This is a genomic window from Streptomyces sp. NPDC085937, from assembly GCF_044540535.1.
Lineage (GTDB): Bacteria > Actinomycetota > Actinomycetes > Streptomycetales > Streptomycetaceae > Streptomyces.
On sequence record NZ_JBITSH010000006.1, the window covers coordinates 311263 to 324503 of the forward strand.

Annotated in this window: 12 protein-coding genes; 6 read left to right on the top strand and 6 right to left on the bottom strand. The window is 74.3% G+C overall.

Annotated features, from left to right (window positions below):
* Positions 1-70 precede the first annotated feature (70 nt).
* Together xylB and ACIF8S_RS16090 are read left to right on the top strand one after the other, a co-directional pair.
* Entirely contained in the window at positions 71-1516 is a 1446-nt protein-coding gene (gene xylB / locus ACIF8S_RS16085; protein ID WP_399999737.1) for a xylulokinase, read from the top strand.
* Positions 1517-1641: 125 nt separating this feature from the next.
* Positions 1642-2850, top strand: coding sequence for an ROK family protein (locus tag ACIF8S_RS16090; protein ID WP_399999738.1), 1209 nt, complete (start codon positions 1642-1644; stop codon positions 2848-2850).
* 595 nt (positions 2851-3445) lie between these two features.
* Here ACIF8S_RS16090 and ACIF8S_RS16095 read toward each other — a convergent pair.
* The 6 genes from ACIF8S_RS16095 to ACIF8S_RS16120 form a co-directional block, all read right to left on the bottom strand.
* On the bottom strand, positions 3446-3640 hold the full coding sequence (locus ACIF8S_RS16095; RefSeq protein WP_024884948.1) for a hypothetical protein: 195 nt from the start codon (positions 3638-3640) through the stop codon (positions 3446-3448).
* Between the two features lie 102 nt (positions 3641-3742).
* Positions 3743-4606, bottom strand: coding sequence for a phosphatidylinositol-specific phospholipase C/glycerophosphodiester phosphodiesterase family protein (locus ACIF8S_RS16100; protein ID WP_399999739.1), 864 nt, complete (start codon positions 4604-4606; stop codon positions 3743-3745).
* 178 nt (positions 4607-4784) lie between these two features.
* Entirely contained in the window at positions 4785-5861 is a 1077-nt protein-coding gene (locus ACIF8S_RS16105; RefSeq protein WP_399999740.1) for an acyl-CoA dehydrogenase family protein, read from the bottom strand.
* The gene (locus tag ACIF8S_RS16110; RefSeq protein ID WP_399999741.1) at positions 5858-7039 is read right to left on the bottom strand and encodes an acyl-CoA dehydrogenase family protein; all 1182 of its coding nucleotides are present in this window, start codon (positions 7037-7039) and stop codon (positions 5858-5860) included. The genes ACIF8S_RS16105 and ACIF8S_RS16110 overlap by 4 nt, the downstream gene beginning before the upstream one ends.
* Positions 7036-8013 carry an NADPH:quinone oxidoreductase family protein gene (locus tag ACIF8S_RS16115; RefSeq protein WP_399999742.1) on the bottom strand — a complete coding sequence of 326 codons (978 nt, stop codon included), beginning with the start codon at positions 8011-8013 and terminating at the stop codon, positions 7036-7038. Before ACIF8S_RS16115 ends, ACIF8S_RS16110 begins: the two co-directional genes overlap by 4 nt.
* Positions 8014-8102: 89 nt before the next feature.
* Positions 8103-8675 carry a helix-turn-helix domain-containing protein gene (locus ACIF8S_RS16120; RefSeq protein ID WP_399999743.1) on the bottom strand — a complete coding sequence of 191 codons (573 nt, stop codon included), beginning with the start codon at positions 8673-8675 and terminating at the stop codon, positions 8103-8105.
* 77 nt (positions 8676-8752) lie between these two features.
* On the opposite strand from ACIF8S_RS16120, the gene ACIF8S_RS16125 reads away from it, so the two are divergent.
* From ACIF8S_RS16125 to ACIF8S_RS16140, 4 genes are all read left to right on the top strand, one after another.
* Entirely contained in the window at positions 8753-9709 is a 957-nt protein-coding gene (locus ACIF8S_RS16125) for an NAD(P)/FAD-dependent oxidoreductase (protein WP_399999744.1), read from the top strand.
* Between the two features lie 50 nt (positions 9710-9759).
* Positions 9760-11298 carry an ATP-dependent DNA ligase gene (locus ACIF8S_RS16130; RefSeq protein ID WP_399999745.1) on the top strand — a complete coding sequence of 513 codons (1539 nt, stop codon included), beginning with the start codon at positions 9760-9762 and terminating at the stop codon, positions 11296-11298.
* A complete protein-coding gene (locus ACIF8S_RS16135; protein ID WP_399999746.1) occupies positions 11295-11759 on the top strand; it encodes an NUDIX domain-containing protein in 465 nt (154 codons plus the stop codon). The genes ACIF8S_RS16130 and ACIF8S_RS16135 overlap by 4 nt, the downstream gene beginning before the upstream one ends.
* 77 nt (positions 11760-11836) lie before the next feature.
* Positions 11837-13222, top strand: a complete 1386-nt coding sequence (locus tag ACIF8S_RS16140) for an NADP-dependent succinic semialdehyde dehydrogenase (RefSeq protein WP_399999747.1) — start codon at positions 11837-11839, stop codon at positions 13220-13222.
* Positions 13223-13241: the final 19 nt, after the last annotated feature.

Consider the following 13241-nt stretch of genomic DNA (forward strand, 5'->3'; position numbering starts at 1 on the left):
ACAAATTAGTATGCAGGAGCATTTCTGGGAAGAGACACACCCCGCCGGGGCGCGGAAGAGGGAGAGACCGATGTCAGCAGCCGAGGGTCCGCTCGTCGTCGGCGTGGACACATCCACCCAGTCCACCAAGGCCCTGGTCGTCGACGTGACGACCGGCAGGGTCGTCGCGAGCGGCCAGGCGCCGCACACGGTGACGTCGGGCGCGGGACGTGAGAGCGATCCGCGTCAGTGGTGGGACGCCCTGACCGAGGCGCTGCGGCAGTGCGGCGAGGCCGCGCACGAGGCCGCGGCCGTGTCGATCGGCGGCCAGCAGCACGGCCTGGTCACCCTGGACGAGCACGGCGAGCCGGTCCGCCCGGCGCTGCTGTGGAACGACGTCCGGTCGGCCCCCCAGGCGAGCCGGCTGGTGGAGGAGCTGGGCGGCGCCAAGGCATGGGCCGAGCGCACCGGCAGCCTGCCCACCGCGTCCTTCACGGTCACCAAGTGGGCCTGGCTGGCGGAGCACGAGCCGGACGCGGTGCGCGCCACGAGGGCGGTGCGCCTGCCCCACGACTACCTGACCGAGCGGCTCACCGGGCAGGGCACCACCGACCGCGGTGACGTCTCGGGCACCGGCTGGTGGGCGTCCGCCTCGGAGGCGTACGACGAGGAGATCCTGGCGCACGTGGGGCTCGACCCGGCGCTGCTGCCGCGTGTGGTGCGGCCGGGCGAGGTGGCCGGCACCGTGCGCGACGGACACGACCTGCCGTTCTCCAAGGGCACGCTGGTGGCGTGCGGCACGGGCGACAACGCCGCCGCCGCGCTGGGCCTCGGCGTGCGTCCCGGCACACCGGTGATGAGCCTCGGCACCTCGGGCACCGTCTACGCGGTGTCGGAGCACCGGCCCACCGATCCGACCGGCACGGTGGCGGGCTTCGCCGACGCGCGCGGCGACTGGCTGCCGCTGGCCTGCACCCTCAACTGCACGCTCGCCGTGGACCGGGTCGCCGCCCTGCTCGGCCTGGACCGCGAGGCCGTCGAGCCGGGCCGCGGTGTCACGCTGCTGCCCTTCCTGGACGGCGAGCGCACCCCCAACCTCCCCCACTCCTCGGGCCTGTTGCACGGCCTGCGGCACGACACCACCGGCGGCCAGCTGCTCCAGGCCGCCTACGACGGCGCCGTGTACTCCCTGCTGGCCGCCCTCGACCTCGTCCTCGACCAGGACGCCGACCCCTCGGCCCCGCTTCTGCTGATCGGCGGCGGCGCCCGCGGCACGGCCTGGCAGCAGACCGTACGGCGGCTGTCCGGGCGTCCCGTGCAGGTGCCGGAGGCCAAGGAACTGGTCGCGCTGGGCGCGGCGGCCCAGGCGGCCGGACTGCTCACCGGGGAGGACCCGGCCGCGGTCGCCCGCCGCTGGAACACGGCGGCCGGTCCGGTGCTGGACGCGGTGGAGCGGGACGAGGAGACCCTGTCCCGGCTGGCCGGGGTACTCTCCGACGCGGCCCCGCTGCTGGAGCGCGGCACGGACAACGGCTGACGCGCCACCGGCCGCCACGGGCGGCCGGATCCGCTCCACCGGCGACCGCCCCACGGCGGCCCCGCGCCGGCCGCCGTGGACGTCCGCCGGGCGCGGGCGCCCCAGAACCGAGGAATGACGGAGGAATGAGCGCACCGCTGCACAAGGCCCGTCCCGCAGGTCAGGGGCGTGACCTGCCCGACACCCAGCAGGGCATGCGCCGCCGCAACCTCTCGCGGGTGATGCACACCGTCCGCGCCGAGGGGCCGCTGTCCCGGGCCGCCGTCGCCTCCCGCATCGGTTTGACCCGCGCCGCGGTGTCCACACTGGTCGACGAACTCATCCGCACCGGCTTGCTGGAGGAGCTGGGCCCCGAGCGGCCCGGACGCGTGGGCCGTCCCGGGTCGGCCCTGGCGGTGAGCGGGCGGGGCCCCGCCGGTATCGGCGCCGAAATCGGCGTCGACCACCTCGCGGTGTGCGCGGTCGATCTGCGCGGAGAGGTCCGCGCCCGGGCGGTGCGGCACGTGGCGAACCGGGACCGCTCCCCCGAGCCCGTGCTCGCGGAACTCACCGAGCTGATCCACCGGGTGGTGGCCGAGGCGGAGGGCGAGGGACTGTGGCCGGCCGGACTCGCGGTCGCCGTCCCCGGCCTGGTGGCCCGCGACGCCCGGACCGTCGTCCGCGCGCCGAACCTCGGGTGGCTCGACACGGACCTCGGCGCGCTGCTCCCCGCGAAGCTTCCGCTCACCGTGGCCAACGAGGCCAACTTCGGAGCGCTGGCCGAACTGTGGCTGGGCGAGGACACCCCGCGCGACTTCCTGCACGTCTCGGCCGAGATCGGTATCGGTGCGGCGGTCGTCGTGGACGGCCGGGTGCTGCACGGCAACCGGGGTTTCGCGGGCGAGCTCGGCCATGTGCCGGTGTGGCCCGAGGGTCCCGCCTGCGCGTGCGGCGGCCGGGGTTGCCTGGAGCAGTACGCCGGTGAGGAGGCGGTGCTGCGGGCGGCCGGACTCGAGCCCGGCGAGGACCGGGTGGGCCTGCTCGCGGGCCGCGCCGAACAGGGCGACGCCGCCGTACGGCGTGCCCTGCACGACGCGGGCACGGCGCTCGGCATCGCCCTGACGGGGGCGGCCAATCTGCTGGACCCCGAGAGCGTGGTGCTGGGCGGCGCGTTGTCCGGGCTGTCGCCCTGGCTGCTGCCGTCCCTGCGCTCCGAGCTGGGCCGGCGCACCGCGGGACCGGCCTGCACGGTGTCGGTGTCCGCGCTGGGGCCCCAGGGCCCCCTGCTGGGCGCCGCGCACTCCGTCGTGCGGGGTGTTCTGGACGACCCTGTGGTGGTGGCGGAACAGGTCTGACCGCAGGCGTGACGGGTGGTCACGCCTGAGCGTCGCCGTTCTCATCCAACTCACCCGAGGCCGGGACCGGCCGGGGGCCGGGACCGGCCGGGGGCCGGGACCGGCCGGGGGCCGGGACCGGCCGGGGGCCGGCCGCCCCAGGAGCGAGCGCCACTGCGGCGCGGTGGGGGCGGTTCGCGCAGTTCCCCGCGCCCCTTAAGGCCGACGGTCGGGCCGCTTCTCCAAGTCACCTGCGGCCCGGTGGGGGCTGGTCGCGCAGTTCCCCGCGCCCCTTAAGGCCGACGGTCGGGCCGCTTCTCCAAGCCACCTGCGGCCCGGTGGGGGCCGGTCGCGCAGTTCCCCGCGCCCCTGAAGGGTGACGGGGACCGCACCCCCCACGCCAACCGCGGCCCGGTGTGGGCTGGTCGCGCAGTTCCTCGCGCCCCTGGGGTGACGGTCGGGCCGCGTGCTCAGGGGCGCGGGGAACTGCGCGAACGGCTACGACGGCGCCGCAGTTGACCTGCCACCGCCCGCAGCCCTTGCCACCGCCACCCGCCCGGCGCGGTCGCCGTCACGCGAGCAACTTCCCCTTACGAAGCGGCGCGCCCGGCCGGTCTCACGGGCTCAGGCTGCCGACGATGTCGGCGGTCGCCGTGAGGCCGCTGTGGATCGTGGGCGCGATGCTGGTGCTGGCCAGGTAGAACCCCAACAGCAGGCACACCAGGGCGTGGGAGATCTTCAGCCCGCCGTTGCGCAGGAAGATCACCGCCAGGACCGAGAGCAGCAGCACCACAGAGATGGAAATGGCCATCGTCAACCTCCTCCGCCACACCTGTTTCGCGGCGTTCGGCCGCAAGTGTGGCGTAGCGGAGGGTTCGTCCGGGCGGCTGACCTGTCCTCCGAACGTGTGGTGTCACGCCTTCCCGTGGGCGTCGAGGAACGCTTCGAGGCCCGCCAGGTCGTCGGTGTTGAGGTGGTCGACGTCCGCCGCGACCAGTTCGCCCCAGAGCGCGTCGCGGGCCGGACCCGGCACGTCCGGGGTGGCCCAGAAGCGCACCCGCTGCCCGCGGGCGTGAGCGGTGCGCACCAGGGCGCGCAGTTTCCGGCGCTCGGCGTCGGGGAAGGCGCCGACGCCCTGCCAGGTGAAGTGGAGCGTCCAGTTGTCGCTGATCAGCGGCGCGAAGGAGGCCGGCGCGGGGCCGCCGAGGTCGGTGAGCCGGCCGTCGTAGAAGGCGTGGCGAACCTGCTGCGCTTCCATGGGCGCGCGGGCGGCACGGTCGCCGGAGACGACGGCGGTGACCGGCCCGGTCCGCACCCTGCCGTGGGCGTACGTCGTGAACAGGCCCCCGTAGCCGCGCAGTCGGCGGTCGAGTTCGGCGTAGGTGGACGCGCCCTCGGTCTTGAGGTCGATCAGGAGCTGGAGCGAGCCGCGGTGTCCGCGGTACACCCGGCCGTGATGGGCGCGGACGCGGGCGGCGAGCGGGTCCAGGTACAGGGACTCCAGGGTGCGGGCGGGGTCGAGGTCCTCGGGGTCGTGGGCGACGAGGAGCTGTCCGCCGACGAGGTACACGTCCGCCTCGACGCTGCCGAAGCGGTGGTCGAGGGCGTCGAACAGGGGGCGGGGGTGCTCGTAGTCGTTGTGCGCGTGGGCGCGCCACAACGGGCGTGGCCGGTGCGGGGGTTGGCCGGCCGACGCGTGGGCCGTGGGGAGGACGGCCGGGCTCGCGAGGGCGGCGCCGAGGGCGGTGAGGGCTCTGCGACGGGTGGTGAGGGCCATGCTCTGCCTCCCTGAGGTGCCGTACGGGGTCCCAGCGAGTATGGGGTCCCGCGGCGCGCAAGAAGCAGAGACGTGCGAGGAGTTGGCCGGTTCGCCGTCACCCGTTCATCTCGGGGCGGGTACGTCGGCGGCCCGCCCCCTCGGGGGCGGGCCGCCGGTGTCCGTGGTGACGGGTCGGTCAGGGCGCGGGCAGTTCGACCAGGCCGGCCAGCGCCTCGCGGTGGGCGCCCGCCGTGCCGAGGGCGATCGAGTCGGCCTTGGCGCGCTTGAGGTGCAGGTGCGCCGGGTGTTCCCAGGTCATGCCGATGCCGGCGTGCAGTTGCACCGCTTCCTCGGTGGCGCGGACGGCGACGGGGGCGGCGTAGGCCTGCGCCACGGTGACCGACACGTCCGTGTCCTCGCCGGTCGCGAGGGCGTCGGCGGCGGCCCGTGCGGCGGCGCGCAGGTGGACGACCTCCAGCCACAGCTGGGCGAGCCGGTGCTTGAGCGCCTGGAACCCGCCGACAGGGCGGTTGAACTGCTTGCGGTCCTTCAGGTACCGGACCGTTTCGGTCAACGCCCACTCGGCGACGCCGAGTTGCTCCGAGGCGAGGAGTCCCGCCCCCGCGCTCAGGGCGCGGCGTACGGCGGGCTCCGCGTCGCCGACGCGGCGGCCCGGGGCGCCGTCGAGGGTGACGCGGGCGAGGGGCCGGGTGAGGTCGAGGGACGTCTGCGGGGTGACGGTGACCGCGTCGGCCGTCACCGCGTACAGCCCGCCGTCGTCCGCCGGCACCAGCAGGACGTCGGCGACGGCGGCGTCCGCGATGCCCGTCAGCTCGCCGTGCAGGGTGCCGCCGTCCGCGCGGACGGCGGCGTACGCGGCGCCGGGGGCGGTGTGCAGGCCGACGGCGAGCGCGCCGATCACCCGTCCGGACGCCAGGTCCGCGAGCAGGCCGTCGCCGTCCGCACAGGCGAGCAGCGCCTCGGTGGCCACCACGGCGCTCGTCAGGTACGGCACCGGCGCGACCGCGCGTCCCAGCTCCTCCAGGACCACGGCGGCTTCGCGGTGGGTGGCGCCCTGGCCGCCCCTGTCCTCGGGCACCAGCAGGCCGGCGAGCCCCATGCCGTCGGCGAGCGCCTTCCACAGGGACAGGTCGTGCGGGGCGTCCGACTCGATCCGGGCGATCACGGACGCGGCGTCGCAGTGGTCGGTGAGCAGGTCCCGGACGGCGGCGCGCAGCGCCTCTTCCTCCTCCGAGTACAGCAGATCGCTCATCGGGCGAGGTCCTTCCAGGCGACGTCCTTGTCGGTGCGCGGCTCGGCGGGCAGGCCCAGGACGCGCTCGGCGACGATGTTCAGCAGGACCTCGCTGGTCCCGCCCTCGATGCTGTTGCCCTTGGAGCGCAGATAGCGGTAGCCGGCGTCACGGCCGGTGAAGTCGACCAGTTCGGGGCGGCGCATGGTCCAGTCGTCGTACAACAGCCCCTCCTCCCCGCGCAGTTCGACCTCCAGGCCGCTGATCTCCTGGTTGAGGCGGGCGAAGGCGAGCTTCATGCCGGCGCCCTCGGGGCCGGGCTGTCCGGCGACGAGCTGCTGGCTCAGGCGTTCGCCGGTGAGCCGGGCGACCTCGGCCTCGACCCACAGCTTCAGCAGCCGCTGGTGCAGGTCGTGGGTGCGCAGTTCGGGACGTTCACGCCAGGTCTTCGCGACCGGGCCGATCATGCCGCCCTCGCGGGGCAGCCGCCTGCCGCCGATGGCGACGCGCTCGTTGTTCAGGGTGGTCTGGGCGACCCGCCAGCCGTCGCCGACCTCGCCGAGGCGGCGGCTGTCGGGGATGCGGACGTCGGTGAGGAACACCTCGTTGAACTCGGCCTCGCCGGTGATCTGGCGCAGCGGCCGCACCTCGACGCCGGGGTCGGTCATGTCGCACACGAAGTAGGTGATGCCCCGGTGCTTGGGCACGTCCGGGTCGGTGCGGGCGATGAGGATGGCCCAGCGGGCGACATGGGCGCTGGACGTCCACACCTTCTGCCCGTTCACCACCCAGTCGTCGCCCTCACGGACCGCGCGCGTGCCGAGCGCGGCCAGGTCGGAGCCGGCGCCGGGCTCGCTGAAGAGCTGGCACCAGACCTCCTCCCCGGTCCACAGCGGCCGCAGGAAGCGCGCCTTCTGCTCCTCGGTGCCGTACTGGAGGATCGTCGGGGCGGCCATGCCCAGACCGATGCCGATGCGGCGCGGGTCGTTGTCGGGGGCGTCCGCGGCCGCCAGTTCGGCGTCGACGACGGCCTGGAGGGAGCGCGGCAGGCCCAGCCCGCCGAGCCCTTCGGGGAAGTGCACCCAGGCGAGTCCGGCGTCGAAGCGGGCCCGCAGGAAGTCCAGGCGCTCGGTCTCGGCGGGCGGGTGCGCGGTCAGCAACGCGGCGGTGCGGCGGCGCAGTTCGTCGGCGTCGGTCATGCGGCGGCTCCGTTCTCCAGGGACGGCAGCACGGTGACGCGGCCCGTGGTGACGCCGTCGGCGACGCGCTGCACGGCGTCGGCGGCCCCGGCGAGCGGGACGCGCTCGCTCACCAGCGGCTTGATCGCGCCCTTGGCTGCGAGTTCGGTGAGCTGCTCGTGGCAGTGCCGGACCATCCCGGGGTTCCTGGTGTTGTACAGGCCCCAGTGCAGGCCGAGGATCGCGTAGTTCTTGATCAGGGCGTGGTTGAGGCCGGGGCTCGGGATGGTGCCGCTCGCGAAGCCCACGATCACGATGCGGCCCTCGAAGGCGACGGTCTTGGCGGACTGGGTGTACGCGTCTCCGCCGACCGGGTCGAAGACCACGTCCGCGCCGTGTCCGCCGGTGGCCTCCTTGACCGCGGCGACGACGTCCTGCTCGCACCGGTCGATCACCACGTCGCAGCCCAGCTCGCGGGCCACTGCCGCCTTCGCGGCGCCGCCGGCCACACCGATGACGGTGGCCCCGGCCGCCTTGCCGAGCTGCACGGCGGCGCTGCCCACCCCGCCCGCGGCGGCGTGCACGAGCAGGGTCTCGCCGGCCTCCAGGCGGGCCCGCCGGTGCAGGGCGAACCAGGCCGTCTGGTAGCCGATGTGCAGGGCGGAGGCCTCGGCGTCGTCCAGCGCGTCCGGCGCGGGCAGCAGGGCGGCGGCGTCCGCGAGGGCGTACTCGGCGAGACCGCCGTGCGGCAGGGCCGGGTTGGCGATCACGCGGCGGCCGTCCTCGGTCTCGCCGCAGATCTCCACGCCCGGCGTGAACGGCAGCGGCGGCCGCGTCTGGTACTGGCCCCGGCACATCAGGGCGTCCGGGAAGTTGACGGCGGCGGCGCGCACCCGGAGCAGCACCTGCCCCTCCCCGGGGGTCGGCCGTTCGACGTCGGCGAGGCGCATCACCTCGCCCGGCTCGCCGAGTTCGTGCACTTGCCATGCCTGCATGCGGGGCCTCCACGGGACGGGGAACGTCGTCTTCGCTGACCGGGTCCCCGCATACTAAGCGGTCGCTTGCCTCTTGGGAACCGTCCCGCTCAGCCCGTCTTCGGCCGCGCCCGAACATGCATCCGCTCCCCCTGCGGTCCGAACAGGCTGAGGAACTCCACCGGCCCCTCCCCCGTCGAGCCGAACCAGTGCGGCACCCGCGTGTCGAACTCGGCGGCCTCCCCCGGCGTCAGCACCACGTCGTGGTCGCCCAGCACCAGCCGCAGCCTGCCGGAGAGGATGTACAGCCACTCGTAGCCCTCGTGGGTGCGCGGGTCGGGTTCCAGCTTCCGCTTGGGTTCGAGCACCTTGTACGCCTGGAGGCCGCCGGGCTGCCGGGTGAGCGGCCAGTGGGTGCGCCCGCCCCGCTCGATCGGCCGGGCGCGCACCCGTGGATCACCCACCGGGGGCGCGCCGACCAGTTCGTCCAGCGACACCTGATGGGCCTGGGCGATCGGCAGCAGCAGGTCCAGGCCCGGTTTGCGCTGCCCGGACTCCAGCCGGGACAGGGTGCTGACCGAGATGCCGGTCGCCTCCGCCAGCGCCGAGAGCGTCACCTCCCGTTCCTTCCTGATCCGGCGCAGCCGGGGGCCCACTTTCGCGAGAACGTCGTCCGTCACCATGCGCACATTGCAGTTTCGGCAAAGTTGTTTGTCAATCCGCGCCGTCCGGGGCGACCGTCGTGGTGGAGGTGGTCGCCATGCAGACGACGAACGAGACGGACCGCACGGAAAGCCGCTACGACGTGGTCGTGGTGGGAGGAGGAGCGGCGGGACTGTCCGCCGCGCTGGTGCTGGGGCGGGCCCGGCACCGCACGCTGGTGGTCGACGCCGGCGAGCCGCGCAACGCCCCCTCGGCGCACATGCAGGGCTATCTGACCCGGGACGGGATGGCGCCCGCCGAGTTCCTGGCGCTCGGCCGGGAGGAGATCGCGCGCTACGGCGTGGAGCTGGTCCGGGACCTGGTCGTGGACGTCACCCCCGGCGAGGACTTCACGGTGGCGCTGGAGAAGGGCCGGAGCGTGCGCGCGCGGCGGCTGATCGTGGCCACCGGGCTGAAGGACGAGATGCCGGACGTCCCCGGGGTCGCCGAGCGGTTCGGACGGGACGTGCTGCACTGCCCGTTCTGCCACGGCTGGGAGGTGCGCGACGAGCCCTTCGGGGTGCTCGCGTCGAGCGCGATGAGCGTGCACCAGGCGCTGATGGTGTCCCGGTGGTCGAAGGACACGACCCTGTTCCTGCACCGGGTCGCCGAGGAGGAGCTGACCGACCTCGACCTGCGGCGGCTGGCCGCGGCCGGGGTGGGCGTGGTGCCCGGCGAGGTGGCCGGGCTGGTGGCCGAGGACGACCGGCTCACCGGGGTGCGGATGTCCGACGGCACCGTGCACCCCCGGTCCGTGCTGTTCGTGGGGCCGCGTCCGGTGCCGCAGACGGGGCTGCTGGAACGGCTGGGCGCGGAGATGGACCGGACGCCGTTCGGGACGTACCCGGTCGTCGACGGGAACGGGCTGACCAGCGTGCCGGGCGTGTGGGCGGCGGGCAACGCGATCGGGTTCACCGAGCAGGTGGTGCACGCGGCGAGCGGCGGGTACCGGGCGGCGACCGCGGTCGTCGGGGACCTGCGGATGACGGACCTGGACGCGGCGATCGCCGGATGACCGTGCGCGGCGCGGGTGTGGAGGGCCCGCCTCCGTAGCACCATGGCTGCATGTTGCTGTCCCGGCTGGCCCAGGTGTCCCAGGAGGTGGCCGCCACCTCGGCGCGGTCCCGGAAGACCGACCTGCTCGCCGAGCTGTTCCGGGAGGCCGGGCCGGACGACGTCCCGGTGGTCATCCCCTATCTGGCGGGCCGGCTGCCGCAGGGGCGGATCGGCGTCGGCTGGAAGGTGCTGGGCCGTCCGGTCGCGCCCGCCGCCGAGCCGTCCCTGACGGTGCGCGAGGTGGACGCGCTGCTCACCCGGCTCGCCGAGGTGTCCGGGCCCGGCTCGCAGGCGGAACGCGGCCGGCTGGTCGGCGAGCTGCTGGGCGCGTCCACCGAGGCGGAGCAGCGGTTCCTGGTGGGGCTGCTCACCGGCGAGGTCCGGCAGGGCGCGCTGGACGCGGTGGCGGTGGAAGGGCTGGCCCGGGCGACGGGCGCGGCCCCGGCGGACGTACGGCGGGCGGTGATGCTCGCCGGGTCCCTGCAGCCGGTCGCCGGGGCACTGCTGGCGGACGGGCCCGGGGCCCTGGAGCGGTTCCGGCTCACCGTCGGGCGTCCGGTGCAGCCGATGCTGGCGCACAGCGCCTCCTCGGTCGCCGAGGCGGTCGGGAAGCTGGGTGCCTGCGCGGTCGAGGAGAAGCTCGACGGCATCCGCGTCCAGGTGCACCGCGACGGGGACACCGTGCGGGTGCACACCCGCACCCTGGACGACATCACGGACCGGCTGCCCGAGGTGACCGCCGCGGCGCGGGAGCTGGCGGTGGGGCGGTTCATCCTGGACGGGGAGGTCATCTCCTTCGACGGCACGGGGCGGCCGCGGTCCTTCCAGGAGACCGCCGGGCGGGTCGGGTCCCGGGTGGACGTGGTGACGGCGGCCCGGGAGACGCCCGTCGCCCCGGTGTTCTTCGACGCGCTCTCGGTCGACGGCCGCGACCTGCTGGACCTGCCGTTCACCGAACGGCACGCGGAACTGGCCCGGCTGGTCCCGGAACCGATGCGGGTGCGGCGCACGGTGGTGTCGGGACCCGAGGACCTGGACGCGGCGGAGCGGTTCCTCGCCGAGACGCTGGAGCGCGGGCACGAGGGCGTCGTCGTCAAGGCCCTGGACGCTTCCTACAGCGCGGGGCGGCGCGGCGCGTCCTGGCTGAAGGTCAAGCCGGTGCACACGCTGGACCTGGTGGTGCTGGCCGCCGAGTGGGGTCACGGGCGGCGCACCGGGAAGCTGTCCAACCTGCACCTGGGCGCCCGCGCCGGCGACGGCGGCTTCGTGATGCTCGGCAAGACGTTCAAGGGCATGACCGACGCGATGCTCCGGTGGCAGACCGAGCGGCTGCGGGAGATCGCGGTCGACGAGAGCGGCTACACCGTGACCGTGCGTCCCGAACTCGTCGTGGAGATCGCCTACGACGGCCTGCAGCGCTCCAGCCGCTACCCGGCCGGTGTCACCCTGCGCTTCGCCCGGGTGATCCGCTACCGCGAGGACAAGCGCCCGGAGGAGGCGGACACGGTCGAGACCCTGCTCGCCGCCCACCCGGAGGTACGGCCGTGACGAAGGCCCGCAGCGCCGGGCTGCTGCTGTTCCGGCGCACCGGCGTGGGCGTCGAGGTGCTGCTCGGTCACATGGGCGGCCCCTTCTACGCACGCCGGGACGCCGGCGCGTGGACGGTGCCGAAGGGCGAGTACGAGCCCGACGAGCCCGCCTGGGAGGCGGCGCGCCGCGAGTTCGAGGAGGAGCTGGGGCTGCCCCCGCCGGACGGGGAGGCGGTGCCTCTCGGGGAGGTGCGCCAGTCGGGCGGCAAGACCGTGACCGCCTGGGCGGTGGAGGCCGACCTGGACCCGGCGGCCGTGGTGCCCGGCACGTTCACCATGGAGTGGCCGCCCAGGTCGGGACGGACGCGGGACTTCCCGGAGCTGGACCGGGTCGCCTGGTTCTCCCTGGAGCGGGCCCGAGAGGTGGTCGTCTCCGCACAGACCGCGTTTCTGGACCGCCTGGCGGAGCACTCGCTCTGAGAGGCCCTCCCGCGTTGCGGCGCCCACCGGCGCGCGGGAAGGTCGTCAGAGCACAGCCCGTCCCATGGAGGCCAGTGATGCACATCGCCACGGTGAATCCGGCGAACGGCGAGACCGTCAAGACGTACCACCCCATGGACGAGGACGAGCTGGAACGCCGGCTCCAGCTCGCGGAGGCCACGTTCCGCACGTACCGGACGACGGCCTTCGAGGAACGCTCCCGCCTGATGCACCGGGCCGCGGAGATCCTGGACGAGGACCAGGACGCCATCGGCCGGGTGATCACCACGGAGATGGGCAAGCCGATCACGCAGGCCCGCGCGGAGGCCGCGAAGTGCGCCAAGGCGATGCACTGGTACGCCGACCACGCGGCCGGGCTGCTCGCCGACGAGGAGCCCGGCGCCTCCGACGTGAAGGACTCCGGCGCCTCCCGGGTGCTGGTGCGCTACCGGCCGCTGGGGCCGGTGCTCGCGGTGATGCCGTGGAACTTCCCGCTGTGGCAGGTGGTGCGGTTCGCCGCCCCCGCACTGATGGCGGGCAACGTCGGGCTGCTCAAGCACGCGTCGAACGTGCCGCAGACCGCCCTGTACCTGGAGGACCTCTTCCACCGCGCGGGCTTCACCGAGGGCTGCTTCCAGACCCTGCTGATCGGCTCCGCCGCGATCGACGACCTGCTGCGGGACGAGCGGATCAAGGCGGCCACCCTGACGGGCAGCGAGCCCGCGGGCCGGGCCGTCGCCTCCACCGCCGGGGAGATGATCAAGAAGACGGTGCTGGAGCTGGGCGGCAGCGACCCGTTCGTGGTCATGCCGTCAGCCGACCTGGACCGGGCCGCCGAGGTCGCGGTGACCGCCCGGGTGCAGAACGCCGGGCAGTCCTGCATCGCCGCCAAGCGGTTCATCGTGCACACGGACGTCTACGACGCCTTCGCCGAGCGGTTCGTCGCCGGGATGAAGGCGCTGAAGGTCGGCGACCCGACCGAGGAGGACACCGACGTCGGTCCGCTCTCCAGCGAACAGGGCCGCGAGGACCTGGAGGAGCTGGTCGACGACGCCGTGCGGGCCGGCGCCACGGTGCTGTGCGGTGGCGAACGCCCGGACGGGCCCGGCTGGTTCTACCCGCCGACCGTGCTGGCCGGGATCGACCGGGAGATGCGCATCCACCGGGAGGAGACCTTCGGGCCGGTCGCCACGCTCTACCGCGTGGACGACCTGGACGAAGCGGTACTGATCGCCAACGACACGCTTTTCGGGCTGAGTTCCAACGTCTGGACCCGTGACGAGGCGGAGATCGACCGGTTCGTGCGGGATCTGGAGGCGGGCAGCGTGTACGTGAACGGCATGACGGCGTCCCACCCGGCGTTCCCGTTCGGCGGGGTGAAGCGCTCCGGGTACGGGCGTGAGCTGTCCGGGCACGGAATCCGCGAGTTCTGCAACATCACCACGGTTTGGCACGGCGCGTGACGCCCGCACGGCTACGATC